The sequence below is a fragment of the Capsulimonas corticalis genome, assembly GCF_003574315.2.
GTDB classification, from domain to species: domain Bacteria; phylum Armatimonadota; class Armatimonadia; order Armatimonadales; family Capsulimonadaceae; genus Capsulimonas; species Capsulimonas corticalis.
On sequence record NZ_AP025739.1, the window covers coordinates 3,259,426 to 3,285,016 of the forward strand.

A 25,591-nucleotide genomic window follows, 5' to 3' on the forward strand; every position below is an offset into this window, starting at 1 on the left:
AATTTTATGATTGTCGATCTGAAAATGAGCGCGGCTCGGCGAGGCCGCCGGATGCTGTGTGCGGCCATGGGGCTGGCGATCGGCCTCCCGTGCGCCTCCGCGCACGCGCAGGGTCCCAAGATGACGGCCGGCGCGGCCGCCGGCGACCGCGATACGTCCGCCGACACCGAGCTTCTGCTCGCCGGCGACATGATCGTGACGGCCTCCAAGACGGCGCAGCGCATCAGCGATTCGCCGGCCGCCGCCACGGTCATCACCGCCGATCAGATCGAGCGCTCCGGCGCGACGAGCATCGTTGAGCTGCTGCGGTCGGTGCCGGGCGTGGATGTGATGGAGCCGAATAAATCGCAGGCGAACGTCGCGATTCGCGGCTTCAACAAGATCTTCTCCAATCAGATCTTAGTAATGGTGGACGGGCGCTCCATCAATCAGGACATTGAAGGCAATGTCTTCTGGAATACGCAGCCGCTGCTGCTTTCGCGGATCGCGCGCATCGAAGTCGTGCGCGGCCCAGGGTCCGTGCTTTATGGCGCGAACGCGTTCGGCGGCGTCATCAATATCATCACGAAGACTCCGGCGGAACTGCTCGCCGCGCAAAACCACAGCTCGTTCGCCGGCGCTTACGGCGAACATAACAGTACGTTCGTGGAAGTGGCGACCACGCAGGGCAAGGCGGGAGATTGGGCTCTTACGGTTGGCGCCGGTTACCATGGAACGAATGGTTACGGGGAGCGCAAGCCGAGCCAAATCCGCGACAGCGACAGTGTCCCGATCGAAACCCTCGATCTGGAAAAGCAAACCCGGCGCGGATCGCTGACGCTTTCGGTGGACAATTCCGACGCCACCGCGGACCTCTCCGTGCAAGCGCTTCTGGACGACGCAAAGTGGCATACCACCTCGGAAACACTGACGTACAATGAAGACAAAGGGGCGACGCCGATCATGGGTCGCATTTATCATACGTCCGAACGACTGGTCAATCCGACATTCGGTCTCAACTCAGAGGTCATAAACCTGGAGATCCAGCAGCAGCGCCAGATCTCCGCGCGCCATCAGCTGCTCTATGGCGGCAGCTACCGGCAGGGAGAATTCACGTCGACACCGACCGGGACGATGAGCCATGGGCAGAGCCTGAAAAGCCTGTTTTTCCAGGACCAGATCCTGATCGATTCGATGACGAATCTGTTCGCCGGCGTGCGCTGGGACGACAACTCCATCTATGGATCTCAGACATCGCCGCGCCTCAGCCTCGTCCGGCATCTGCCGAAAGAGCAGACCGTGCGCCTTTCCTATGGAACCGCGTTCCGTGCGCCGACGATCATTGAGACGTATCTGAACTTCGCTTCGCCGCTGGCTCCGGGATTGAACTTTGAGATGCTCGGCAGCACGGATTTGAAACCGGAGAAGGTGACCAGCATCGAAGCGGGCTATCGCAAGGATACGCCGTCCGGCTATGTCGGTTTGAGCCTGTTCGCCAACCATATTACGGATGTTATCAGCAGCGCCGTGCTGGAGACCGCTCCGTCGCCGCCGTTTCCGCCGAATATTCCTATCAAGCTCCAGCTGACCAATATCGGCGGCGTGCGCGCCACGGGGTTCGAACTGGAAAGCGGTTTCCGCCTTGGCGGCGGCGCGCATGGGCTGCTGAACTACGCTTATCAGGATGTGACGAACGATGACGGCTCGCAGGCCGACTTCTCGCCGCATCACAAAATCAATCTCGTGCTGCAAACCGACGATCGCCGCAAGGCGATCGGATATCTCGCGGCGCACTTTGTCAGTCAGGCCAAATACGGGTCGGCGCCGATCCGGCAGTACACAACCCTGGACGCCAACCTCAGCTATCGTGTGGGCGGCCTCAGCAAGCCGTGGACGATTTCGCTTGCCGCCACCAACTTGCTCGATGACCGCCATGAGGAGTATGTGGACGTTCTCAACCCGCTTGCGCCGTCTAAAATCGCCGAGTCCCAGCGCCGCACCCTCTGGGTCCGCGCCGACGGCAAGTTCTGATCGACGCGGAAAGGCCCGCGCGGCGATGCCGCGCGGGCCTTTCCGCGACCATTACTTCTTCGGTTGTTCCTCGGCCAGCATATCCGCATGACGATGGATTAGCTTCCATTCGTCGTCTTCACGGCGAAAGACCTCCGTGATCCGCAGTTTCATCGGGATCGCCTCGGGCTTACCCGGCATACGCACGGTCGCCGTTTGGAATCCTGTCCAGAAGCCGACGCCGTCGCCGGCGGCCATCTGCAAAATCTCCAGGTCGCTGTCCCCGCCGGGCTCGAATGATCCCGCGTCCCTCGCATAGCGCGCGCGAACATCGTCCGCGCCCTTGGTAAAGCCGCCTCCCGGACCGAAGAATGTCGCGGGCGAATTATGCGCCGTGAGAGTGCTCAGCGGCTGAGCATCCCCGTTGACATAGGCGTTCGCCGCTTTCGCGCGGCGCTTCATGAACTCCTCGAAGTCTTTCGTGACTGCGCTCATCATTCCCTCCAATCATCGGCGTGCTGACGCCGAAGAATCGTTCGAGAATTACTTTACCCGTCAGAAAGATTTCTTATTCTTGCTCGCCTGCCGCGATAAGACCCTGGAGATCCAGCCTCCGCGTATACATCGTCACTTCCCCGTCGGGCGTTCGCGGCCACAGGTCGCGCGGGCGGTCCCAGTAAAGCTCCACGCCGTTGCCGTCCGGATCGGAAAGATACAGCGCTTCGCTCACGCCGTGATCGCTTGCCCCGTCCAGCGAGACGCCGGCCGCCGTGAGCCGCTTCAGGGCGTCGCCCAGCGCCGCGCGCGTCGGGTAGAGGATCGCGACGTGGTACAGTCCCGTCGTTCCCGCCGGCGGGGGCGATCCGCCTTTGCTTTCCCACGTGTTCAACCCAATGTGGTGATGGTATCCGCCCGCCGAGATAAACGCGGCGCTGTCGCCCATGCGGACAATCACTTCAAATCCGAGCACTCCCTGATAGAACGCCAAGGCCCGGTCGATATTCGCCACCTTCAAATGCACGTGTCCGATAGAAACGCCGGGGTCAATCGGACGCGCCGTGATCTCACTCTTCTTTGAGCTATTCAACTCTTTCCTCCCACGATCTTCCATTGATTCTGTAACCGGTCTCATTACAGGTAAGTTCCGGACCGTAATCTCCCAATGGCGCCGTGACAAATAAATTGGTCTTCGTCTTGAAAAAAAGTGATACGTTCGGAGATTTTCTGCGTCTACAGAGTCAGATGAAGTCGAAATCACCGGAGCAGGCGGAGCAAGTGTGGCGATGAGCAGGACAGCGCCGCTGCGATTCGCAGGCGGGCCACAGAGCGACAATTTGCGCGATCATCCGGTGGATCCCCTGATGCGGGACGAATTGGATTCGGATCTGCGGCTCGTCCAGCGCTGCGCGCAGGACGATCCCGCCGCCATGCGCGAGATCGTACGCCGCTACCAGCCCAAGCTCTATCGGTATCTGCGTCCGCTGCTGGGCACGCAGGAAGACGCAGAGGAGGCGGCGCTCGACGTGTTTCTGCGCGTATGGCGGGACGCCGGACGGTTTGAGCGCCGCTCCAGCGTTTCGACCTGGGTTTATCGGATCGCCACCAATATCGCCCACGATCGGATCCGCCGCCAGCAGGCGCAGCGGCGCACGGCGCCGCCCGTCGATTGGACGGATGTCGTCGCTCCCGACGCGGAAGCGGTCGCGATTGAGAACCTGGAAGCGGCGGAGCGCGGACGACTTCTGGAGCGCTGTCTTCACCAGCTTCGCGTGGACGACCGCCTGCTGCTGACACTGTACTATGGCGAGGATCTGGGGTACGACGAGATTGCTCGGATCACCCAGTGTCCCGCGCCGCTGCTGCGGGTTCGATTGATGCGCGCCCGTCGCCGGCTGCGCGCCGTGATGGACGCCGCCGCTCCCGAGGAAATGGAATGAACTGTCGAATATTTGAATCCCAGGCGCCGGATTGGGCTGCGGGCAGACTCTCCGCCGGCGATGTCGCCGCGCTGGAGCGTCACCGGGATCGCTGCGCGGCGTGCGCGCGCTGGATGCAGGCCGAAGCCGAGATCCGCCGGGCGTTTCGCGAGAACTCTCTGGAAGGCGCGGCCGAGCCGGACCTCTGGCCCCGCCTCGCGCATCGGCTGGAGCCAAGGCGGCGCCGGATGGCCCCGGCTCCGCGTTTGATCTGGAGCGGAGCGGCGGCGCTCGCCCTGGCGGCGCTGATCGCTTACCCGTCGGTCGCGCCGCAGCCGAGGCCCGCGCCGCCTGGGGGCGCGTCTACGAAGACGGCGCCCGGCAATCCCGCTCTCCACGCCCCGACGGCGGAGGCCCTCGCCTCCCTGCCCAGCATTCAGGACGTTTCCGCGCCCAATCCGGCGATGGACGATCCGGCGGGCACGTCAATGGAAGACATATGGACACACATCAACTCAGAAAACAATTGAAGCGCGCTCGATGGGGCGCCGCGATCGGTTTCGCGGTCTTCCTGGCGGGCGTTCTCCCCGGGGCGGCCTTTGCCGGCTCGCCCGGATCGGTCCATCTTGCCGACGCCGACGCGCCCGGCATGAATTTGACTCCGGCGCAGCAGCAAAAGCTGGCGGCGCTGGAAAGCGCGTCCCGGGCGCAGTCCCACGATCTGTTCACGCAGCTTCAGCAGATTCGCGGCAAGCTTTCGGATCTGTACCGCAAGTACGATCTGGATGTGGCCGCCGCCACGCGGCTGAACCAGGATCTGAACCGGGTGCAGGGACAGCTGCTCGATCAGCGGCTTTCCGACCAGCAGCAGCTGCGCCGAATCCTGACGCCGGATCAGTTCGCGCAGCTTCAATCGTCGATCCTGCGTCGCCCCCATCCGGGCGAGGGGCATGAAGGACACGATCACCGGGATCAGGGCTGGAACTCGCAATAAGTTTGCCGCTGCCCGGGGTTTCAATTTCACTGACCATATCAATTGTTCGGACCGAATCGAAGAGGATGGAGAAAAGCATGATGATCAAGAAGGCATTTTGGCCCGCCATGGCGGCTATGACGGTGATCGCGGCGACGTCGGCGGTTTATGCGGCGCCCGGAGACGCCGTCGATCACGTTCGCGGCCAGGTCTCGGCGGCGGATTCGACGGCGAAAACTATCACCGTCACGAATCCGCGCGACCAAACCGCGACGACATTCAAGGTCACCGACGCCACGAAATACACTGTGGATGTCGCGAAAACACTCGACTCGCTCAAGGTTGGAGACAACATCCGCGTCATGGGCCAGCCCGATGACACCGGTAATGTCGAAGCCCGCTTCATCATGGTCGTTCCCGCCGGTCAGGGCGCCGGACGACCGGGCGGCGGCGGTCCGGGCGGCCGTGGCGGTCGCCGGGGCGGTACGACCGGCGTCATCGCGACGGTCAAGCCGGCGCTGACGATCACGACAGCCGACGCGAAGACCGTGACCGTCACCACGACGGCCGACACGCGCGTCACCGGCCCGCAGGCCGGATCCTGGTCGGACGTGAAGACCGGAACGTTCGTGACGGCCGATGTCACCGGCGACTCCGGCTCGCAGGTCGCGTCCGCCGTGCATGTCTCCGCCAACATGGGCTTCGGCCGGGGCGGTGGCGGCGGCCGCCGTCAAGGCGGCGGCGGAGCGGGAGGCGATGCTCCGCCGCCGCCCGCGCAGTAATCTCGCGATACCCACGAAAAGCCGTCCCGGCTACGCCTGCTCAAGCGCGGCCGGGACGGCTTTTCATTTTGCTTCCACTTGGATTTTGCCTCCATCTTGGGAGGCGCGTGATTACCGCCGCCGTCGATTGACGACGACGAGAGCGATTGCGAGCAGGACGCCGGCGCCGATCGCCAGGCCGGTGAACGAGCGGCGGGCGACGGCTTCCGGCGTCTCCGAGGCGTCCATGGCGGCGGGGCCGCCTTCAGGGAGCAATACGCTCACGCAGCGCGGGACAACTTCAACATTCCATTCGCGCGTGTCGCCGCCCGATTCGCCGTCGAATTCGATCGGCTCGGGATTGGGCGTCCGCACGGAGATCTTCTTTGCCTGATAGACATCCAGATCCGGAGCATCATGGGCTCGCCCGATCAGCGCGTATCCCGCGATCCGCAGCCACTGTCCCAAAGTCTCGGCCTTGATCACGCCCACATCCAGCAGGCCGTCGTTGGGCGAGGCGGTGGGCATTGCTTCTAGGCCCCCCGTCACTTTGCCCATATTGGCGATCAGCACGCTTTTTGCGCGGCTTCGGATGGGCGGACGCCCGTCTAAAACGATCTCCACGTATGCGCCTCGGCGCGGCAGGTTCTTCAGCGCGGCCCAGAGGTAGGCGAACACCCCCAGCCGTTTCTTGGCTTCCCGGTCGGCGTCGTTGATCATGCGGGCGTCCAGGCCAAGCCCCCCCATGATCGCGAAGTGCTTCCCGTCGTTCGAACGCCCCAGGTCCAGCTGATACGGCTGGCCGGAGAGCGCGACGTGGACGGCTTCGGGAACGGTGGCGGGAATGCCGAGGTTGACGGACAACAGGTTGCCGGTGCCCGCGGGAAGGACCGCGATGGGGATGTCGGAGCCGATGGCCGCCGAAAGGACTTCGATGACGGTGCCGTCTCCGCCGGAAACGGCGATCAGATCGACGCCGTCGCTGATCGCCTTTTTGGCAAGCTCCTCGCCTCCGACTTCCTTGCTGGTTTCAATAAAGATGCAGGTATAGCCGTGCTCGGTCAGGGCGTCGGTAATGCTTTTTTTACGAGCCTCGGGATCGGTTTGTCCCGAGACCGGATTGAAGATGATCGAGACGCACTTCTGATCGGGCGCGCTGCTTTCGGCGCTCCGCTCGTTGTCCGTGTGGTCGGCAGTTGCTGTGTTAGGCTGGGGTGTGGCGCTCATGCGATCTATGTACCCAGAAACGAGCGGGCTGTACCAGGCGGGCGAAACCGTTCACGCGGCGCGGCGCAGCACGGTGGGCTCGGCGGGCATAGCGTATTTTTTGAGGACGTCGATACAGTCGGCGTCGAGCGCGATCCCGCGATCTTTGTCCAGAATGGCGAACACCTCCTCCTGGGGAAGCGCTCCTCGGTAGGGGCGTTCGGCGGAAAGGGCGTCGTAGACATCCGCGACGGCCAGAATGCGCATGTCGAGGTCCAATTGGTCGGCGTTCAATCCCTGAAAGTACCCACGGCCGTCCAGGCGTTCATGGTGCGCCGAGGCGATCTGCGTGATTCGCTCAAAGCCGGGGATCTGATGCAGGATCTGCTGGGTATGGAAAGGATGGAGGCGAATGCACTTCCACTCCTCCTCATCGGGCTTGCCGGGCTTATCCAGAATCGTATTGGGGACGGCGAGTTTGCCGACATCGTGCAGCAGCGCCGCGCGCCGCATCGTGGTGAGACGGGCGCCGGAGATCCCCAGGCCGCGCGCGATCTGCACGCTGTAGTCGCGCACGCGGGAAGAGTGCTGGCCGGTAAAGGGCGACTTCGCGTCGACGATTTGCGCAAAGGCGTCGCAGATAGAATCGATCCGCGATTCGGTCGCCATTTCGATGGCGGCGCGGATATCGAGATCCAGCAGCGTCTCGCGCGCGGAGTTCCGCACCTCATGCCAGAAGTTCAGATCGTTGCGGAAACGCTGCGCGATCCGGACCAGTTCGGGATCGAACCAGCGGCCGGAGCGTTTCTCCGCCATTTCGTAGGCGGCGTCCAGCCCAAAGGTTCGGTCAAAGACGTCGATCGTCTGCGCCAGCGACGCAATGCGGGAAAGCAGGGGGATGGCTTCCCCGCATAACCCCTGCGGCGCTCCAGAGCCGTTCCAGCGCTCCGGGAGCGAGCGGATGCAGTCCGCCGCTTGTTTGCCCAGTCCGAGCATCATGGCGATCTGAGAGCCCCGGTTACAGCGGGATTCTTGAATTTCCTGATTTTGACGCGAGCCCTGAACGCCGATCTTCAGCACGCGCGCCGCCCGCATGCAAAGCGATCCCGAAGGGAGCGCGTGCGCCGCCGCGTAGCGCGCCGCCTCGAAGATATTCGACCAGTCGACGACGGAAGCGTCGCCCTTCGCCTTGAGGTCATCGCTGCCGAAGATCTCATACATGCGCGCGGCGTTGCTGGAGCAGCCGGCGTCCTTCATGAGAACCGCGTAATAAAGACTCGTCAGCTCGTTCTCGGAAAGGCCGTAAAGCGAACCGATCCGCATCCCGATCAGACAGGAACGCTGCGCGTGCCCCATCGGCTGGCCCCCGGTAAGATCCAGCGCATAACTGAGCGAGGACAGGATCTCGGCGAGCGAAAGTGCGGTCGGTTTGAGCGACTCGTCCATAAAAATTGAAACGGCCTTCCTATTGATGATTATATCATTGGCAGAATGGGGAGAGTTTCATACTGAGCGAATTACCTGGGCGATTGGAATTGTTGGGAAATCCCTATGAAAATTGGCAATTGTAGCCATATTACGATATACTGTAGCGAGCAAGCATATATTACAGGATCGTTTCGGATGCGGTAATATCAAACGATGCGAATGAGAAAGTTTGGCCGGACGGGCTGGAAGGTTTCGGAGATCGGTTTTGGCGGCTGGGCCATCGGCGGGGATGGTTTTGGCAACAGTTACGGAGCGACGGATGACGAGGTTTCCAAAGCCGCGCTGCGGCGGGCGCTGGAGCTGGGCGTCAACCTGATCGACACCGCCGATATCTACGGACATGGGCATAGCGAAGCGCTGATCGGCGAGGTGCTGCGGGACTGGGCGGGAACGCAGCCGATCGTGGTGACCAAGGGCGGCGTCAATTTTTACCGCCGGGACGATACGCTGGAACAGGACTGGACTCCTTTGGCTATCGCCCACGCCGTGCAGCAAAGCCTGATGCGTCTGCGTCGCGAGACGCTGGATCTGTTTCTTCTGATGAATCCGCCGGTCGAGGAGCTGGAGCGGATGCGCGTCTGGCAGACGCTGGAGGCGCTCCAGCGCGGCGGCAAGATCGCGCAGTATGGAGTGTCCGTGGCAGAGCCGCAGGACGGCGTCTGGCTTCTGGAGAACGACGCGCCCGTGGCGGCGATCGAGGTCGCGTACAGTTTGTTTTATCAGGGCGCCACGACGGATTTGCTGCCGCTCGCGCGGCGCAAGAAGGTCGCCGTTCTGGCGCGCGAGCCGCTCGCGAACGGCTTTCTCGCCGGCGCGCACGGCGCGAATGCGGTGTTTCCGGAAGGGGACATTCGGGCGTTGCTGCCGCCGGAGTATGTGAGAGCGATGGCGGAGACGGCGGACCGTCTTCGCTTTTTGTCGGACGGAGCCGGCCGGACGCCGGCGCAGGCGGCGCTTCGGTTCGTGCTGGACGACCCCGCCGTCGCCAGCGTGGTCGTCGGCGCCAAAACCCCCGCGCAGGTGGAGGAGAATATCGCGGCGGTAAGCGCTCCGTCAATCACGGAGGCCGAGCGAAGGCAGGTCTTAGAGGTGTTTTCCGAATGAATGTCGCAACATCCCAGGAGATGCGTGAGATCGATCGGCGTACGATCGAGGAATTCGGCGTTCCCAGTTTGATCCTGATGGAGAACGCCGCGACGCGCGTGGTGGAAACACTGGCGCAGCGCCGTCCCACGCTGCGCGGCGCGCGTGTCGCGATTGTGTGCGGGAAAGGGAATAATGGCGGAGATGGTCTCGCGATCGCCCGTCATCTCGCCGTTCGCTTCCACGCGCGCGTCACCGTCTGGATGATCGCGCCCGACCCGGGCGCGCTTTCTCCCGACGCCGCCGCGAACCTGGAGATGGCGGAGAAGTTCGGCCTGACGATCCACTGGATCGCGGACGGAGTATCCGTTGAATTGGGCCAATCGCTGGCGTCGTCGGATATCGTTATCGACGCCCTGCTGGGTACGGGATTTCGCGGTGCGCTGGAAGGCGGCGGCGCTTCGGCGGTCGAAGCGATCAACGCCGCCGGGAGCGCGGGAGCGTATGTCGTCGCGGTCGATATTCCCTCGGGAGCCGAGGCCGACACGGGGAATGTGAATGGCCCCGCCGTGCGCGCCGCGATCACGGTGACGTTCGCGCTGCCCAAGATCGGCCTGCTGCTGTTCCCCGCCGCGGAGCTGGCCGGCGAAGTGATTGTGGGGGAGATCGGAACGCCGCCGGCGCTGCTGGAGGGCGTGCGGGCGCGCGCGACGAGCGCCGCCGATGTGGCCCAGTGGATCCCGGCGCGAATCAATGGACGCGATAGCAATAAAGGCAAATTTGGCCACGTGACCGTCTTCGCCGGATCCGCCGGATTGATCGGCGCCGCCGCGCTCAGCGCGGAATCGGCGGCGCGCATGGGGTCCGGCCTGGTGACCCTGGCCGTGCCGGAGGGGCTTTTGACGGCGGCGATGAGCGTGGCGAATCCCGTCGTGATGACCGCCGGCCTTCCGCAGACGCCCAAGCAGACGTTTTCCTCGCGGGCGCTGGATGACGCGCTTGCCCTGGCGGAGAAGGGAACCGCCGCCGCCATCGGGCCGGGACTGGGCGGCGTCAAGGATGAGGATCTTCAGAAGTTTGTTCGGGAGTTTGTGGCGCGCTGCCCGGTCCCGCTGGTGATTGACGCCGACGCGCTCAACGTGCTATCGCTCGAGCCGGATCGCGGGGCGTCCCTTGTGCGCGGCCGCAAGGCGGCGACTGTATTGACGCCGCACCCGGGCGAGATGGGGCGGCTGCTGGGAATCGAGACCGCGCAGGTTCAGGAGCGCCGTTTGGAGCATGTCCGCCACGCCGCCGAGACATACGGCTGCGCCGTGCTGCTGAAGGGCTCGCGCACGCTGATTGCGACGCCGGACGGGCGTTTGACGATCAATACGACCAGCAACCCCGGCATGGCGACCGGCGGGGCGGGGGACGTCTTGACGGGAGTGATTGCGACGCTGCTCGGGCAAAAGCTCGCCGCTGGCGACGCGGCGGCGGCCGGCGCGTACGCGCACGGTCTTGCGGGAGATTTGGCGGTCCTGAGTTTGGGAGGCGCGGCGGGCCTGATCGCCAAAGATATTGTGGATTATTTGCCGAAAGCGATAGGAAAATGCCAATTAGAAAGCGATGGAATAATCTCCGGCTCTTAATACTCTGCATCCTCGCTGTTGTGTCGAGCGCACCCGCGCACGCGCAGCAAGTGGTGGTGACCCTGCCGGACAACGGTCTCTTTACCGCTTGGGTTACCTCGGAAAAGGGCGGGATCTCGACGGTGCCCTTCAACGTCCGAGGCCACGAAACGATCGCGGTGCGGATCCGTACGGTGGACGGGCAGACGCTGTATGTGCTGGATGGCGCCACGGGCCGTATGGCGGCGTCCCGCCTGCGTATCAATCCCGATGGATCCGCTTCGCCGGTGGCGTTGCTGGTGAGTGACTTTCAGCTGATTGGACAGCCTGGCGCCGCCGCCGCCGCGCTGCCGTCCTCCCGGCCGAACAACAACGTGCTTCTGGGGCACGCCGAAACCGTCAGCACCGTCGATCCCGACGCGGAGGACGCCGCGCCGGCGGCCGTGAAAGAGGGAGACGAGTGGACGACGCCGCTGGCCACTTTCTTAATCGGGGCGACGCTCGCCGGGATCTGCGCCTGGATCATCCAAAAACTGATGCGCCGTTCGCAGCCCGAGTTCCAGTACGCCAGCTCCTCCGCGCCGATGTGGGAGCCGGCAGGGCCGGAGCCAGGCGATCGCGATATCGCCGCGAGAAGCAATGGACGCCAGCGTTACCGCGTGACGAAGAGCGCTGCGCGTCGATCGCGCCATCGAAGCCGCATCCACGTCCCGCAGCTTGTCGGCACCGATGGCCTGGCCGCCGGAGCGCGGTTCGTGCTTTCCACCCCCACGGTCTCCATCGGACGCGACGGCGACAATGAGATCGTGCTGGCCGAAACCAAAGTCTCGCGCCATCATGCGCGGATCGAGCACGAGCAAAGCGGCAATATCATGCTGATCGATGAAGCGAGCGCTAACGGGGTGTTTGTGAATGGAATGCGCGTGGAGAAGGCGGTGCTTCACCAGGGCGATGAGATCAAGATCGGGGATAGTTTCTTTCGGTACGAGGAGTAGGGAAGCCTAAATCCCTATTCCCCCAACTCGCTTAAGCTCGTTCTCCCCTTTTTCCCAACAAGCTGCTTCGCAGGGGAAAAGGGGAGCCACTCATTAAGTTCCATTCACTCGTTTCGCTGCCGTGAAGAGATTGTTTGTGAACGCCACAAGTTTTTCACTTTCTTCATTGCTACTTGTCGAGCGAGCAAGGCCAATAATGACAAGCACCCCTTTTCCCCCGCGAAGCGGCTTGCTGGGAAAAAGGGGAGAACGAGCTTAAGCGAGTTGGGGGAATAGGGATTTAGGCTTTCCTCAGTTATCCCGCTCCACCATATACCGCGCCAGCGCTCGCAGGGGATCGGCTTTTTCGTCGAAGATCGACAGCGCGGCGATTGCGTCTTCGGCGGCTCGGTTCGCCAGCGTGCGGGACTCTTCAATGCCCAGGATCTTGGGGTAGGTCGCTTTGTCCTGCTTGAGATCACTGCCGAGCGGTTTGCCCAGCTTCTCCGCGTCCCCTTCTAAATCCAGAATGTCATCCGTGATCTGAAAGGCCAGGCCGATCTTTTCGCCGTAGCGGCGCAGGGCGTTCTCCTGGGCGCCGGACGCGCCGCAAAGGCGGGCGCCGGCGACGAGCGAGGCGATGAGCAGAGCGCCGGTCTTGCGCTCGTGGATCGACGCCACGGTCTTCTCGTCGACATCGGTCCGGCCTTCGCACTCGATGTCCGACACCTGTCCCCCCACCATTCCGCGCGTGCCTGACGCCTGCGCGACCATGACGAGCGCTTCGAGGACCCGGTCGGCGGGGCAGAACGCGCGGCATTCGGCGATCAGCTCGAAGGCGAAGGCCAGGAGGGCGTCGCCGGCCAGGATCGCCATCGCTTCGCCATAGACGACATGGTTGGTTGGAGCGCCGCGCCTCAGGGCGTCGTCATCGATGGCGGGCAGGTCGTCGTGGATCAGCGAAAAGGTGTGGATGCACTCCAGCGCGCAGGCGAGCGGAGTCACATGCGAGAAATCGCAGCCCACGGCGTCGGCGGCGGCGAGGGCCAGAATGGGGCGGAGGCGCTTGCCGCCGCAGAAGATGGAGTAGCGGATCGAGGCGTGGAGATTGTCCGGCTCCTGATCCGCCGTGGGCAGGTATTTGTCGAGCGCCGCGTCGACGATGACACGGCGCTCGCTGAGGTAGGCCGGCAGGTCGAAACTCACACCGTCTCCGGTTCTAGCGAGAAGCCCGCAGCGCGGGCGGCTGCGGTCAGCGTATTGCGCAGAAGCATGGCGATGGTCATCGGGCCGACGCCGCCGGGAACCGGGGTAATCGCCGACGCGACCTGCAAAGCGCTTTCAAACTCGACATCGCCGACGTCTTTTGCGCGGCCTTCGACTTTGTTATAGCCGGCGTCCAGCACCACGGCGCCGGGTTTGATCATATCGCCTTTGATCAGCTCGGGACGGCCGACGGCGGCGCAGAGGATATCGGCCTGGCGGGTGATCTCGGCGAGGTTCGGCGTGCGCGAGTGGCAGATCGTGACCGTGGCGTTCTCGGCGAGCAGCAGCAGGGCGAGCGGCTTGCCGAGAATGACGCTGCGGCCGACGACCACGGCGTGCTTGCCGGCGATCGGCAGATTATAGCGCTTCAAAAGCTCGATCATGCCTTCGGGCGTACAGGAATGAAATGAATCCAGACCGGCGACCAGGCGGCCCAGCGAGATCGGCGCGATGCCGTCCACGTCCTTCTCGGCGCTCAGGTCCGAGAGGATGCTCGGCTCATCCATATGCTTGGGCAGCGGGTGCTGGATCAGGATGCCGTGCACGGTCGGGTCGGCATTGAGCTGCGCGAGGCGGTGGCGGACTTCGGATTCCGGCGCGTCGTTGGTAATCGGATAGGTCACGGACTCGATGCCGGCCTTGGCCGAGGCGCGGGCCTTCATCTGTACGTACGTCGCCGACGCGGGATCGTCGCCGGCCAGGATCGCGGCGAGTTTGGGAACGACGCCGGTCGCGGCGGTCAGGCGCGCCGTATCCCGCGCGATCTCCGCGCGAATCGCCTTTGAAGTCGCGTTACCGTCCAAGAGAATAGCTGTCATAGTGATGAATCCGTTGAAATTGAGATCGGGCCGAAGGCCGGTATGGCGGCGTCCTCGGCGTCGGTGATGTTGCAGTAAGAATCCAGGCCATATCCATACCAGAGGCTCAGTCCCGCCGGCAGGACCTCGCATCCCACATGCAGGATCGCCGTATCGCCTTCGAGCGTGGTCTTGAAGATCTGGTGGATATCGTTCCCGGCGGCGTCGCGCAGGCTGAAGCCGTAGGGACGTCCTTCGGCGCGCAGGCCGCCGCGCACATTCTGGAACGAGACGCGCACAATGGTGTAATTGCCGACAGCGGGCCGCGCGACTTTGATCTCGCCCAGTTCGGGGGAGGGGAAGCCGCTGACGACATTGGCGAGCCGCTTGCCGAGGCGCTTGAGACCGGCTGTGCTGATGTGAATGCCGTCGTCCAGATCGAGATCGATGGCGCTCACCACGCCGACATAGGGCAGGGCTTGCGGCAGAAGGCGTTGGGCTTCGCGGATCGCGCTCCAGCTATGATGCTGATCGGCGTCTCCCGGGGTAACGAACGTCCCCAGCTGCACCAGATAGAACGGCAGATCGGGCTGGCCGAGATCGGTTCGGAACGATTGGATGAGATGGATCATCCGATCGGCGTATTTGGGAGCGTCCTCAGGGCTGGCGTCGCTTTCCCCCTGATACCAGAGGATGCCCGCGACCTTACCGCCGCTCTCGCGGATGCGCGAAAGGGTGGCGCCGTACAGCGAATGGTCGCCTTCGGTTGCGGCGCGCGCGGGGTTCCACTGGTCCATCGACGTTCCGCCATGCGCGCTTGGGATCAGGCCGACGGGAACGCCGGTCCGCGCCTGAATCAGCTTGGCGAAGGTCAGGCCCAGACCCGCGCCGTAATCGCGGCTGTTCCGAGGATCGGGAACTTCCGGAGGCGGAGGCATGCCGTTGATTTTGCGGTGAACGGGGCGGGGGGATTCATCGAGCCAGTGCAGCGGCTCTTCGGCGACGGCCCAAACTTCCCGGCTCTGGAGGGACCGCACGAGGGGCGAGCTTGTCTCCATATCGACCTGGCGGCCGCAGCCTTCCATGTTGCTCTGCCCGGCCAGCACCCAGATATCGCCGACAAGGACATCGGTCGCGTCGCCGATCTCATACGGGCCGCCGGTGGTGATCTCGACGATGGTTCCGTTATCCTGCGTGATCTGCGCGGCGCCGTTCGCGGCGCGCTGCAATACTTGGAAGCTTTGAAGCGTCATCCGTGTGTTTCCTCTCCGTCGGGGAAGTTCATGTGCATTCGGCTTGCGGTGGGAACGCTCTGGCCTTTGTACTTGCTGCCCAGATCCGGGTGTCCGTAGGGGCGGTCGGCGGGGGTGCTCATCGCGAAGAACGAGATCTGTCCCACCTTCATTCCCGGATAAAGCAGGATCGGCAAGTTGGCGACATTCGAGAGCTCCAGCGTGATGTGGCCCTCAAAGCCCGGATCGATATAGCCCGCCGTCGCGTGCACCACCAGGCCCAGCCGCCCGAGCGAGCTTTTGCCTTCCAGGCGCGCGACGAGGTCATCGCCGAGCGCGATGCTTTCCAGAGTGCTCGCCAGAATAAACTCGCCGGGATGGATGACGAAGGGGGAGCCCTCTTCGGCGGTCACCATTTCGGTGAGCCCATCCTGCGCGGCTTTGGGATCGATGGCGGAGTATTTGTAGTTGCGGAAGACGCGAAATCGGTGGTCGAGACGGATATCGATCGACGCCGGCTGGACGAGGCTTTCATCGTAGGGCGTGATGGTGATGCGTCCGGCGGCGACGCCTTCTTTGATGCTGCGGTCGGAGAGGATCATGGGGCGTCTCGTCTTATTCGGCGTACAGGGATTTTTTCATCCAGAGATAGCGCTCTCCGGAAAGTGTTTGGTCCGGCTGAAACCCGGCGCCGAGGGCGCATTGGATCGCGGCTTCATTGTCGCGGCCGACGCGCGTCCAGACATCCGGGTATTTGTGATACTCCGTGAGAAAGGCGCAAAGCTTGCTCATCAGTACGGAGGCGACGCCCGCGCGGCGCATGTCCGGGGCGACGATCACATGCTGGATCTCGACATCGCCTTCCACATCGTCCTCGATGATATCGCCATAGGCGACGATGTCTCCGTCACGGCGCAGGGTAAAGGCGAAGTTCGTTTCGTAGATCCACGCGGCCACTTGATCGGCCGTGAGGGGGAAGCCCTGAGCGCCGGTCAGTTTCCAAAATTCGTCCGGCGTCGTCACCCAATGCGCGACCGTCTCCGCTTCGGCTAGGTCGAACGGCCGGAGTTCGAAGTACGGCATATCATGCAAGGTCCTGCTCACTGCTGTCGGAAGAAACCTCGCCGTCGCCGCGCGGCTCGCGCGCCAGCGCGCCCAGCACGCCGTTGACGAAGCGGCCCGATTCGGCGGTGCTGTACTTCTTGGCGAGCTCCACGGCTTCGTTGACGACCGCCGCGACCGGCGAATCCGGACGGTAGATCATCTCAAACGAAGCGAGGCGAAGGATATTGCGGTCCACGGCGGCCTGACGATCCAGCGCCCAGTCGGAGGCGAGGACGGTAAGGCGGGCGTCGATGGAGCTTTGATGCTCCAGGACTCCGCGCACGAGCTCCTGGGCAAACGTGCTGTTCTTATCGTCGAGCTGGGACTGCTCCAGCGCCGCGTCGATCACTTCCGACGGGGGCTGGTGGCCGATTTCGATTTGGTAGAGCATACGCAGGGCCAGCTCGCGCGCGTCTCGGCGCGTATTCTTGCCCGCGGTGTTCGGAATGTGAGAATCTGGTGTCATTTCGCTTTATTGTACCCCGAACGGGCGCGGGTTCGTTTCGCCATTTTGGGAATGGGAAAGCGTAAAACCAGCTCCGGCCGCAGCGCGCGCCACGCTTTCGCGGTCGGGACGCGCCCGCTGAGGCGCCGCGCGGGCGCTTCCTCGGTGCGCGTCAGATAGATCCCGGCTAGCGACAGCAGGCCGACGCAAAGAAAACCGTTGGCGTAAAAATCCCACGGATGTTCGGCGCCCGGCGGCAGGTTCGCCTGCCGGTATACGGCGATCGCCGAGTTATGCGCGAAGCCGAACACGCAGCCGATGAGCCCCGCGCAGAGCAGCGCCCGCAGGGCGAGCGCTGTTTTCCAGAAGGGGATACGATGACGCTTGCGGCGTTTCATGAAGTGTTGCTAGCTCGCATCCACGTGGGTCGCCAGGAACTTCGTCGTCAGGTCGCCCTTTTGGAACGCTTCGCTGGCGAAGATCTTCTTGTGATATTCTAAGTCCGTTTTGACGCCGACGATCTCGACTTCGTCCAGGCACCGCTGCATGCGCGCGATGGCGCCGGCGCGGTCGGTGTCCCAGACGATGATCTTGGCGAGCATCGAATCGTAATACGGCGGCACTTCGTACCCCGAAAAGATCTGCGTGTCGATGCGAACGCCCAGGCCGCCCGGCAGGCGAACGGTGGCGATCTTGCCCGCGCTCGGCGCGAAGTCGCGCAAGGGGTCACGCGCCGTCAAACGCACTTCAATGGCGTGTCCCGTCCATTCGATCTGGCGCTGGGAGAAGGCGAGTTTTTCGCCGGACGCGACCCGGATCTGCCACTTCACCAGGTCGATCCCCGTGACGGTTTCCGTGATCGGGTGCTCGATCTGGAGACGCGTGTTCATCTCCATGAAGTAAAACGTGTGATCGGGAGCGACGATGAATTCGATGGTGCCGGCGCTCGCGTAACCCGCCGCCTTGGCGGCGCGCACGGCGGCGTCGCAGATGCGCTTGCGGGCCGGCGCCGGCAGGTTGGGGGCGGGCGCCTCCTCCACCATCTTCTGATAGCGCTGCGTTTGGAGCGAGCAGTCCCGCTCGCCCAAATGCACGACATTGCCATGCTCGTCGGCGAGGATCTGCACTTCGATATGCCGGAACGTCTCGATATACTTTTCGATATAGACGTCGGGATTGCCGAAGCTGGTCTCGGCTTCCATCTGCGCGGTTTTGAGCGTCTTCGGGAAGTCCGCTTCTTCGCGAACGACACGGATCCCGCGCCCGCCGCCGCCGGCGGCGGCCTTGATCATGACCGGGAAGCCGATCTTGGCGGCGATCTTCGCCGCTTCGGCCGGATCGCGCAGGGCGATGTTCGTGCCGGGGACGATCGGAACGCCGGCCTTCTCCATCGTCATGCGCGCCTGGATCTTGTCGCCCATCATCTCGATGGACTTGACCGGCGGCCCGATATATTTGAGGCCGATCTGGGCGCACTTCTCGGCGAACGACGCATCCTCAGCCAGAAATCCGATGCCGGGATGGATCGCGTCGCATCCGGTGATCAGGGCGGCGCTTAAGATATTCGCGGCGTTGAGATAAGAGCCCTTGCTGTCGGGCGGGCCGATACAGACACGCTCATCGGCGAGCTGGACATGGAGCGCATCGACATCCGCTTCGGAGTAAACCGCGACAGTGGCGATCTTCATCTCGCGTGCGGCGCGGATGACGCGAACGGCGATATCGCCGCGGTTGGCAATCAGTATTTTTTTGAACATAATTTGGGAAGGCGGCTCGGAGCGGCCCTTTCTACATGCCGCCGCCGGCCGTCGGGATATTCGGCATCCGGATTCCGCCGGGCAGTACGGTCCCGGCGGCGGGAGCGCCGTTCGTGGGCGGCGCGGCGGCCGGGGCGGGATTCGGGGCGTAATATGGCGCGGGCGTCGACCCTGGGGGCGGAAGGCCGATTCCATCGGGATGGAACCCTTGCGGCAGCTGCGGCTGGGCCGACGGGGGCGGGGCGTTGTTCGCGCGTCCGCCGCCGACATCGGTCACGGTTCCCGTGTCCGGGTCGATCTGATACGAGCAGCCCTGCGCGTAGATCATGTCGTCGGTCACGCCATATTTTTTGAGCTGCGTCACGGAGCGCGGCGAACGGTCGTCGTGGTCGGCTTTGTACATCTGGACGGCCTGGTTCATCTGCGAGGCGTATTCGGAGCAGGCCGAGCCATAGGCGCGCTCGCGCGGGGTGGCGGCCTCGCCGGGCTTGGAGTGCTCCGCCGCCATCTGGGGAACGATCGTCGCCGCAAGGATCATCAGGATCGCAAGCGCCGCGAGCATACCGACAAGGGACCACTGGCCGCGCTGCCGCGCCGCCGAACGTCGCATCGCCATGACGAAAATCTCCTAGACAGGCTCGATACGGAACAGCGGCTGGCCGTATCCGACGGCGGTGTTATCCTCAAGGACTTCCGTCACGCGTCCGCCGATATCCGCCGTGACTTCATTCATCAGCTTGAGCGATTCGATGTATCCGACGAGCTGGCCCGTCTGGATGATCGCGCCGTAACGGATCGGCGGATCGTGATGGTGGAAGATCCCGACCATCGGCGCCGTCAAAAGAATGCTGGGGGCGGGCTCCGCGGGCGCCGTCTCGGACGCCTCGGCGGCTTCCGCCTGCGGCGTCGTTTGTGTCTCCTCGACGATGGCGGGAACGGGAGCCGGGCGGGTCACGGACGCTTTGCGCACCAGGATCCGGCGGCCCTCTTCCTCGATCTCAATCTCGGCGACCGGATGCTCCTCCAGCAGAGCGACGATCTCTTCGATACTTTCCAGGGTCATAAGCAAATTTTAGCAAACTTTCCGGCGCGCCTCGTTTCGAGGAGGCGCGCCGCGTGAGATCTTCAGATTCAATTTAGATCTTCAGCTTGAAGCAGCAATACTCCACCAGCTTCAGCGCCTGCGAGAGAATCACCAGGCCGAGACAGACGATCAGGAAGGAGACCAATCCCGAGGTCGCCGTCGAGCTAAGCGTCGATCCATGGTTCCCCGCGCTCAGCGCGAAGCGCGATGTGGCGCCGTCGACAACCTTCAGGATCGCGCCCACCCAGCCTTCCATCAGCGGCAAGTTCAGATAGAGCAGCGCCGGGACGGCGAGCACCGTCACCGCCGTCAGCGCCTTGTACTTGTCGCGCTGGTGCTCGTTGTAGATGATGCACTTGCGGCACCGATCGCGCTTGGCGGCCGGCGACAGGATCGTCTTCGGCATTCCGGCGGCGCCGGCGCCCAGGCTCAGGCTATTATCCACCGCCTTGGTCTTCTGTTTCCAGTCGCTGCTGATGACGGCCTGAAGGACGATATGCTCTTCGCACATGCATCCCTCTTTGTACCACCAGCAGGGGCCGCGCCGCTTGATGTAGATCGGGCACTTCTCCCGCACATGATCGCGGCAGAAGGCTGTTTCCCAGCACCGGCCCAGGAAGCGCTGGCGCTGCTTGCTTGACTGCCGGGCGACGTCGGACCCGTACTTCAGGTTGGCGCGCTGGACGGCGGTGTTCTCGGACAGCGCCTTGAAGCGGCGAACGAGGTCCGCCGCCACCCAGCCGGAGCCGGGGATCACGAAGATCATCCAGAGGCTTTGCAGATAAGTCAGCGCGGAGCGCGTCGCGTTGCTCGCGCTCAGTCCCCGCGCGTCGTAGATCTGCGATGTGGCGAACGGCAGCCCCAGATAGAAGACCGCGCCGACCGCGACCAGGATATACCCGATCATTTCGTCGCGAAGACACATGATCAGGACGCTTAGCACCGCCACACATGTAGAGATGCGCAGCATCCCAAAGATCAGGTCGATGTTTCCAAGCTGGCGCGCTTTGTCGGCGTGAACGAGCTGTCCGAACGCCGGGTTGGCCCATGCGCCTCCAAAGAGACCCCAGAAGAGGTATCCCAGGAAGAGCACGCTGGCCGCCAGGGCGATATAGAAGATCGTTCGCGCAATATCGTCAAGCTGAGTCCCGGTGCCTCGGCCGCCTCCGGACGAGGAGCCGAACTGGGGCTGCTGCGGGGAAGGATTTGGTCCTTCCGAGATGTCGAATGTCGTGGGCATGAAAGTACGCTCTTATTAATGCGGTCGATACAACACGGGGTTTGGGCGCGCTGATCCCACACGCGCAGCGACTCGATACCCAGCTTCGGCAATGTTACTTGACGCGCTCGAGATACTGGTCGTTGCGGGTGTCGATTTTGATGCGATCGCCCTGTTTGACGAAAAACGGCACGGTGACGACGGCGCCGGTTTCCACGGTCGCCGGCTTGCCTCCGCCCGAAGCGGTATCGCCTTTTTCACTGCCTGCGGTTTCCGTCACTTCCAGCTCGACGAAGTTCGGGACTTCGATCCCGATCATCTTCTCGTTATGGACTATGACGGACAGATCCATGTTTTCCTTCAGGTATTTGACGCCTTCGATCTGTTCCTTGGCGACGGCGACCTGCTCAAAAGTTTCCGGGTCCATGACCCAGTAGTCGGTCCCGTCGTTGTAAAGGTACTGCATGGTCTTGCGCTCAAGGATCGCTTGCTCCATGCGCTCGCCTGCCCGCCACGTCTTGTCGATGGTGCGGCCGGTCTTCAGGTTCTTGATCGAAGAGCGGACGAACGCGCCGCCCTTACCTGGCTTAACATGCTGAAAATCCACGATCGTATAGATGTCGTTATCCATAATGATCGAGATTCCGTTCCGGAAATCGCTGGTATCCATAAGTAAAAAGGAGTTGCTCCTGGCGTTAAATTTCCCTCAATTATAACATAATTTGCCCCTCCAGCGCAAGGCGAGACCCCGTCACGAGGCCGCTTTACAAATTCTCGTCATCCCTACATTCCGTTTGACGCGGGAATTCGGAATTTGTTGCAGAATCCTTTACGGTGATTTGGGCGAACGTGACATAACGCGCGTGAAGCAGGAGTTTCGGACGAAAATCGCGAATGGGGAGCCATGCCTGAAGAGACAACAAAACATTCCGGGACTGCCCCGGTCACCTATCCCGCCGACGGCCCCCAGGGCGTCAGCACTCCGTCGGATCGCCTGCGCCGCCAGCTCATCAAGGGCGGAGCGGGCACGGTGCTCGCGGTCGCCGCCGTCTGGGCCGGCTGGACAAAAGTCCTGTTCCCCGAAGGCGCGGACAAAATCGCCGCCGCCCCGCCTTCGCCCCAGGGCGCCGCGGCGCCGGGAGCCGGACCGGCCGCGCCCGCCGGCCCCGCGAAGTCCCTCGGGGCGGCCGCCTCGTTCAAGGCGGGGGATCCGCCAAAGCTCGTCTTGATCGGAACGGACAACCCGCAGCCCTATCTCGTCGAGAATCTGGGCGGCGATCAGTTCCGCGTTCTGTCCGCGCTGTGCACGCACAAGGGCTGCACCGTCGACTGGAGCGCGAAGGACAACGTTTATATCTGCCCCTGTCACTACGGCAAATTCAGCCGCGACGGGAAAAATGTCTCCGGGCCGCCGCCGTCCCCGCTGGAGGCCGTTCCGGCCCACGTTGAAAACGGCAATCTCGTCGTCTCGTAATCACTTTGTTCGGCCCGGAGGGAGCGCCCGCCGGGCGCTGATTTTTCTGGGAGTTCCCATGCGTTCCATCTTCGTCCTCACGCTCGCGTGCGCCGCCCTCCTGGCGGGCTGCTCCAAGCCGCCCGCCGATGTCGCGCGCGCCGAGCAAACCTCCGGCGATCTCCATGTCGAGTTCTCCACCAATCCCGCGCCGCCCCACAGCGGCCTGGACACGATTATCCTGACCGTCACCGACGCCGCCAGCGGCGCGCCCGTCGGCGACGCGAACATCACCGGCTCCGCCGCCATGGTCAGCCCCAAAATGCCCGGCTCCTCCGCCAGCGGCCGCTCACAGGGCAATGGCCGCTACGAAATCCCGCTGACCCTGCCGGTCGCGACAAAATACGAAATCAAGGTGCATATCGAACGCCCGCAAAAGCCGGCGGTCGATGTGGCCTTTCCTATTGAAGCTTGGAGTTAGGTGCAAACCCGCGCCCGGCCTTCGTGTGGCAAACCCACTTGGCGTTTCACGCCACCCGGGTGATCTACCTCGGCCTTCGACCGATCCCTCCCGGGCAAACCCACCCCCGGCCTTCGGCCGACCCCTCCCGCCGACGGGAAGGGTGATTTCAGAGTGTGTTATCGCGCGGGGCTTTCGTCAGAGGCAATCCTACGAACCCTTCCCGTCGCGGGAGGGGTGGCCCGCAGGGCCGAGGTGGGTTTGCCAAGGGAGTACGCGAAGGCTGAGGGTAAAGACCAGCCAAAGGCCCTGAAGTTCAAGAGAGAAACAAAAACAAGGAGAAGTAAGTGGTAGAGATCGACGCCCGTTACGACGGAAATAAGAAGTGCTCGCTGACCCATCAAGAAGGGCCGACCCTGAATACGGATGCGCCCAAGGATATCGGCGGCGACGCCTCCGCCTTCAGCCCGACCGACTTGGTCGCCTCCGGGCTCGCGGCCTGCATTCTGACCACGATCGCGATGTTCGCCGAGCGTCACGACCTAGACATCACCGGCGCGACGGCGCATGTCACTAAGATCATGAACGCGAGCCCCCGCCGCATTGGGGGCCTGCCGGTGTCGGTCGTTCTGCCGGCTAGCATTCCCGAAGACTTCCGGCCGACGCTGGAGCGCGTCGGGCATTTGTGCCCGGTCCACGCCAGTCTGCATCCCGATATCGACGCGCCAATTGAGTATCGATACGAGTAAGACGGCCCGGATGCCCCCCGAAGCCCTGTAAAGGTCGGGGGGCGTCTCGATTCAAACTTTACAGTCCCGCGACCTTCACCCGGGCCTTCTTGTCGCTGTCGCTGGTGATGTCGTCATACGACACCAGCACGCGGCGGTCGCCGATGCCGAGGGGATGGTTGCCGAGCGCCAGCAGCGCGTAGAACGGCTGGCGGGTGTGCGGGTCGACGTAGAGATCGTCCACCTTGCCGACATCGTGGCCGGTGGGATTGACGACCGTGAAGCCGCGCGGATCGGCGAAGCCGGTTCCTGCGGTGGATCCAGCCTGGATAGCGCCCTTGCTGTCCTGATCACGCTTTTCCAGTTCGCTCAGAAGCTCCAGAATGGCCGGCGCGCCTGTGCGCTGCTGTTCGTTGAAAGTCTGCGTCTGTGTCATCGTATGTCCCTCCGAAAATTGTGTCACTCATAGTGACTATTCCCGGTGGATAAGCGCGATAAACGTCGGCGGGTAGGCTTATTCGTAGCGCAGGAGGGTTTCGCCAAGACAGATGACGTCTCCGGCGCTGAGCGGGGTGGGAGCGACGACAAGCGCGTCGTTGACGTGGACGCCGTTGGAGGCGCCGATATCGGAGAGGATATGGCGCGCGTCCGTGTATTCGATCCGCGCATGGACCCGGGAGATGTGCGTGTCGGCCGGCAGCGCGATCTCGTTTGCGGAGGCGCGGCCGATCGTGACGGGATCGTGCTGCACCGGGAAGCTGTGCCCGATGTAAGCGCCGGAGATGCACACGAGGCGTGAGCCGATGGCGCCGCGGCTACGAGGCTCCCCGCCTCCAGAGTGCGCCAGGCGCGCCGCCTGCATCGCGGGTGAATCCATATCCATCGCCGTGACCAGCAGCTCTTCCGGCAGGGAGAATGGGGCCTGCGCTATCGGTTCCGGCCGGCTGGCGCTGGGCTCCGGTTCGGCAGGACGCGGCGGAGCCGGCGGCAGAGCCATCGACTGCGTGGCGGGTTCGAGAAAGACAAAGATCCGGTCGCCGACCTGGATCCGATCCCCATGGGTGAGCCACTTTTCGGACGTCATGGGCGATTCGTTGAGCAGGGTCGCCTTCTGTCCGGTGCGCGCCATATGCCGCAGTCGACGCCGCTGCTCCTGGGGCAGGTATTCGATGACGGCGTGCACCGACGCGACGCCGCCGGCGAAGATCTCGCATTCGGAGCCGCTGCCGATGCGGGTGACGATGCTGGCGAGAGGATATTCGTTGCCTGGATGCGGCGCGCGCAGCGACCGCAGCCATGCCTTCTTGCGCAGATCGGGAGCGAGTCCGGAACCCAGGCCGATCAGACCGGCGGCGGCGGACAGCGCCACAAGCCGGCTGAAGGTCGCCGACCATGGGCCGCCGTCAAACGCCGTGGCCGCCTGGAGCGCGACTTCCCCCATCGCGGCGCCGACAATCGCGCCGATCGAACCCTGGAGCGCCAGCGGAGCGCTCCGCCGCGCCAATCCCTGCGTCGCGCCCGTCAGCGTGGCGATGAGCAGTAAGCCCCCGGTAACCGATCCCGGCCAAAATCCGCTGTCGGGGACAAAGAGGCCGAAGATGCTCACTCCGCAGCCGGCGGCGAACCCCAGCAGCGCCCCCGAACCCAGCGCCTTGCGCCGCTGCGCGGGATTATCGCTAACCATCGCTTCCACAATGCCCGCCGAGAACCCGATCAGCACACTGAGCATCGCCGCCTGCCACGGCGCATGCGGAACCACACCGGTGTCCGTGGGGCTGCGCAGGACTTCGGTCAGAATCCAGGTAAGCGCGCCGGACGCGACTCCGGCGATCATCAGCAAAAGCGCCTTGGTCTGCAGTGACATAGTGGTGTTTGTGGGTTAGGCGATCGATTCGATTAGTGCTGGCGTGATTCACTGTCTCCGAACCCGCGTGGAAGACGCCCTCCAGCCCCCACTGCTTATTGGGCTAGGTTTTCTGTATTTCATATCGCCGGCATGCCACCCGGTGAAATTGGCCGAACAAAAAAACGATCCCAATGAACAGT

Annotated in this window: 29 protein-coding genes; 11 read left to right on the top strand and 18 right to left on the bottom strand. The window is 63.4% G+C overall.

Annotated features, from left to right (window positions below; all coding sequences use genetic code 11):
• The first annotated feature begins 6 nt into the window (after positions 1 to 6).
• Positions 7 to 2,010, top strand: a complete 2,004-nt coding sequence (locus tag D5261_RS13780) for a TonB-dependent receptor plug domain-containing protein (RefSeq protein WP_119320741.1) — start codon at positions 7 to 9, stop codon at positions 2,008 to 2,010.
• A 51-nt stretch (positions 2,011 to 2,061) separates the two neighbouring features.
• Here the strand turns inward: D5261_RS13780 and D5261_RS13785 are convergent, their stop codons facing one another.
• Complete coding sequence (locus D5261_RS13785) at positions 2,062 to 2,487, bottom strand: YybH family protein (RefSeq protein ID WP_218025550.1); 426 nt, start codon at positions 2,485 to 2,487, stop codon at positions 2,062 to 2,064.
• 70 nt (positions 2,488 to 2,557) lie between these two features.
• Positions 2,558 to 3,100, bottom strand: a complete 543-nt coding sequence (locus D5261_RS13790) for a VOC family protein (RefSeq protein WP_119320739.1) — start codon at positions 3,098 to 3,100, stop codon at positions 2,558 to 2,560.
• Positions 3,101 to 3,272: 172 nt separating this feature from the next.
• Between D5261_RS13790 and D5261_RS13795 the strand changes: the two genes are divergently transcribed.
• From D5261_RS13795 to D5261_RS13810, 4 genes are all read left to right on the top strand, one after another.
• Positions 3,273 to 3,926, top strand: a complete 654-nt coding sequence (locus D5261_RS13795; RefSeq protein WP_119320738.1) for an RNA polymerase sigma factor — start codon at positions 3,273 to 3,275, stop codon at positions 3,924 to 3,926.
• Positions 3,923 to 4,435: an anti-sigma factor family protein gene (locus D5261_RS13800; protein ID WP_119320737.1), complete on the top strand. Its 513-nt coding sequence runs from the start codon at positions 3,923 to 3,925 to the stop codon at positions 4,433 to 4,435. Before D5261_RS13795 ends, D5261_RS13800 begins: the two co-directional genes overlap by 4 nt.
• Positions 4,432 to 4,899, top strand: coding sequence for a Spy/CpxP family protein refolding chaperone (locus tag D5261_RS13805; RefSeq protein ID WP_301002507.1), 468 nt, complete (start codon positions 4,432 to 4,434; stop codon positions 4,897 to 4,899). The genes D5261_RS13800 and D5261_RS13805 overlap by 4 nt, the downstream gene beginning before the upstream one ends.
• A gap of 77 nt (positions 4,900 to 4,976) precedes the next feature.
• On the top strand, positions 4,977 to 5,660 hold the full coding sequence (locus D5261_RS13810) for a DUF5666 domain-containing protein (protein ID WP_119320735.1): 684 nt from the start codon (positions 4,977 to 4,979) through the stop codon (positions 5,658 to 5,660).
• A 111-nt stretch (positions 5,661 to 5,771) separates the two neighbouring features.
• On the opposite strand, the gene D5261_RS13815 is transcribed toward D5261_RS13810, so the two are convergent.
• Complete coding sequence (locus D5261_RS13815) at positions 5,772 to 6,866, bottom strand: diacylglycerol/lipid kinase family protein (protein ID WP_119320734.1); 1,095 nt, start codon at positions 6,864 to 6,866, stop codon at positions 5,772 to 5,774.
• 51 nt (positions 6,867 to 6,917) lie between these two features.
• Entirely contained in the window at positions 6,918 to 8,291 is a 1,374-nt protein-coding gene (locus D5261_RS13820; protein WP_119320733.1) for an HD-GYP domain-containing protein, read from the bottom strand.
• Between the two features lie 201 nt (positions 8,292 to 8,492).
• Between D5261_RS13820 and D5261_RS13825 the strand changes: the two genes are divergently transcribed.
• From D5261_RS13825 to D5261_RS13835, 3 genes are read left to right on the top strand one after another with little or no spacing between them, the layout of a single operon-like run.
• Positions 8,493 to 9,437 (top strand): aldo/keto reductase, encoded by a 945-nt coding sequence (locus D5261_RS13825; RefSeq protein ID WP_165864081.1) that lies wholly within the window; start codon positions 8,493 to 8,495, stop codon positions 9,435 to 9,437.
• Positions 9,434 to 11,047, top strand: a complete 1,614-nt coding sequence (locus D5261_RS13830) for an NAD(P)H-hydrate dehydratase (protein ID WP_119320731.1) — start codon at positions 9,434 to 9,436, stop codon at positions 11,045 to 11,047. Before D5261_RS13825 ends, D5261_RS13830 begins: the two co-directional genes overlap by 4 nt.
• A 20-nt stretch (positions 11,048 to 11,067) precedes the next feature.
• The gene (locus D5261_RS13835; RefSeq protein ID WP_165864080.1) at positions 11,068 to 12,021 is read left to right on the top strand and encodes an FHA domain-containing protein; all 954 of its coding nucleotides are present in this window, start codon (positions 11,068 to 11,070) and stop codon (positions 12,019 to 12,021) included.
• A gap of 291 nt (positions 12,022 to 12,312) precedes the next feature.
• Here D5261_RS13835 and D5261_RS13840 read toward each other — a convergent pair whose 3' ends face one another.
• From D5261_RS13840 to efp, 12 genes are all read right to left on the bottom strand, one after another.
• Positions 12,313 to 13,206 (bottom strand): polyprenyl synthetase family protein, encoded by an 894-nt coding sequence (locus tag D5261_RS13840; protein ID WP_119320729.1) that lies wholly within the window; start codon positions 13,204 to 13,206, stop codon positions 12,313 to 12,315.
• Complete coding sequence (gene folD / locus D5261_RS13845) at positions 13,203 to 14,084, bottom strand: bifunctional methylenetetrahydrofolate dehydrogenase/methenyltetrahydrofolate cyclohydrolase FolD (protein ID WP_119320728.1); 882 nt, start codon at positions 14,082 to 14,084, stop codon at positions 13,203 to 13,205. The genes D5261_RS13840 and folD overlap by 4 nt, the downstream gene beginning before the upstream one ends.
• The gene (locus D5261_RS13850; protein ID WP_119320727.1) at positions 14,081 to 15,316 is read right to left on the bottom strand and encodes a sialate O-acetylesterase; all 1,236 of its coding nucleotides are present in this window, start codon (positions 15,314 to 15,316) and stop codon (positions 14,081 to 14,083) included. Before D5261_RS13850 ends, folD begins: the two co-directional genes overlap by 4 nt.
• Positions 15,313 to 15,897, bottom strand: a complete 585-nt coding sequence (gene dcd, locus D5261_RS13855; protein WP_119320726.1) for a dCTP deaminase — start codon at positions 15,895 to 15,897, stop codon at positions 15,313 to 15,315. Before dcd ends, D5261_RS13850 begins: the two co-directional genes overlap by 4 nt.
• A gap of 13 nt (positions 15,898 to 15,910) precedes the next feature.
• Positions 15,911 to 16,378 carry a GNAT family N-acetyltransferase gene (locus D5261_RS13860; RefSeq protein ID WP_119320725.1) on the bottom strand — a complete coding sequence of 156 codons (468 nt, stop codon included), beginning with the start codon at positions 16,376 to 16,378 and terminating at the stop codon, positions 15,911 to 15,913.
• 1 nt (position 16,379) lies between these two features.
• Positions 16,380 to 16,865 (bottom strand): transcription antitermination factor NusB, encoded by a 486-nt coding sequence (gene nusB / locus D5261_RS13865; RefSeq protein WP_119320724.1) that lies wholly within the window; start codon positions 16,863 to 16,865, stop codon positions 16,380 to 16,382.
• The gene (locus tag D5261_RS13870) at positions 16,862 to 17,242 is read right to left on the bottom strand and encodes a hypothetical protein (RefSeq protein WP_119320723.1); all 381 of its coding nucleotides are present in this window, start codon (positions 17,240 to 17,242) and stop codon (positions 16,862 to 16,864) included. Before D5261_RS13870 ends, nusB begins: the two co-directional genes overlap by 4 nt.
• A gap of 9 nt (positions 17,243 to 17,251) precedes the next feature.
• Positions 17,252 to 18,601 carry an acetyl-CoA carboxylase biotin carboxylase subunit gene (gene accC / locus D5261_RS13875; protein ID WP_119320722.1) on the bottom strand — a complete coding sequence of 450 codons (1,350 nt, stop codon included), beginning with the start codon at positions 18,599 to 18,601 and terminating at the stop codon, positions 17,252 to 17,254.
• A gap of 31 nt (positions 18,602 to 18,632) precedes the next feature.
• The gene (locus D5261_RS13880) at positions 18,633 to 19,217 is read right to left on the bottom strand and encodes a type II secretion system protein (RefSeq protein WP_119320721.1); all 585 of its coding nucleotides are present in this window, start codon (positions 19,215 to 19,217) and stop codon (positions 18,633 to 18,635) included.
• A 12-nt stretch (positions 19,218 to 19,229) separates the two neighbouring features.
• Complete coding sequence (locus D5261_RS13885; protein ID WP_119320720.1) at positions 19,230 to 19,664, bottom strand: acetyl-CoA carboxylase biotin carboxyl carrier protein; 435 nt, start codon at positions 19,662 to 19,664, stop codon at positions 19,230 to 19,232.
• Positions 19,665 to 19,737: 73 nt separating this feature from the next.
• Entirely contained in the window at positions 19,738 to 20,925 is a 1,188-nt protein-coding gene (locus D5261_RS13890) for a hypothetical protein (protein ID WP_119320719.1), read from the bottom strand.
• Positions 20,926 to 21,019: 94 nt separating this feature from the next.
• Positions 21,020 to 21,574, bottom strand: a complete 555-nt coding sequence (gene efp, locus D5261_RS13895; RefSeq protein ID WP_119320718.1) for an elongation factor P — start codon at positions 21,572 to 21,574, stop codon at positions 21,020 to 21,022.
• A 234-nt stretch (positions 21,575 to 21,808) separates the two neighbouring features.
• On the opposite strand from efp, the gene D5261_RS13900 reads away from it, so the two are divergent.
• The 3 genes from D5261_RS13900 (at position 21,809) to D5261_RS13910 (ending at position 23,566) form a co-directional block, all read left to right on the top strand.
• A complete protein-coding gene (locus D5261_RS13900; RefSeq protein ID WP_119320717.1) occupies positions 21,809 to 22,378 on the top strand; it encodes a QcrA and Rieske domain-containing protein in 570 nt (189 codons plus the stop codon).
• Between the two features lie 58 nt (positions 22,379 to 22,436).
• Positions 22,437 to 22,838 (top strand): FixH family protein, encoded by a 402-nt coding sequence (locus D5261_RS13905; protein ID WP_165864079.1) that lies wholly within the window; start codon positions 22,437 to 22,439, stop codon positions 22,836 to 22,838.
• 326 nt (positions 22,839 to 23,164) lie between these two features.
• On the top strand, positions 23,165 to 23,566 hold the full coding sequence (locus D5261_RS13910; RefSeq protein WP_119320715.1) for an OsmC family protein: 402 nt from the start codon (positions 23,165 to 23,167) through the stop codon (positions 23,564 to 23,566).
• A gap of 58 nt (positions 23,567 to 23,624) precedes the next feature.
• Here the strand turns inward: D5261_RS13910 and D5261_RS13915 are convergent, their stop codons facing one another.
• Together D5261_RS13915 and D5261_RS13920 are read right to left on the bottom strand one after the other, a co-directional pair.
• The gene (locus D5261_RS13915; protein WP_119320714.1) at positions 23,625 to 23,981 is read right to left on the bottom strand and encodes a PRC-barrel domain-containing protein; all 357 of its coding nucleotides are present in this window, start codon (positions 23,979 to 23,981) and stop codon (positions 23,625 to 23,627) included.
• 78 nt (positions 23,982 to 24,059) lie between these two features.
• Positions 24,060 to 25,409, bottom strand: coding sequence for an FHA domain-containing protein (locus D5261_RS13920; protein ID WP_119320713.1), 1,350 nt, complete (start codon positions 25,407 to 25,409; stop codon positions 24,060 to 24,062).
• Positions 25,410 to 25,591: the final 182 nt, after the last annotated feature.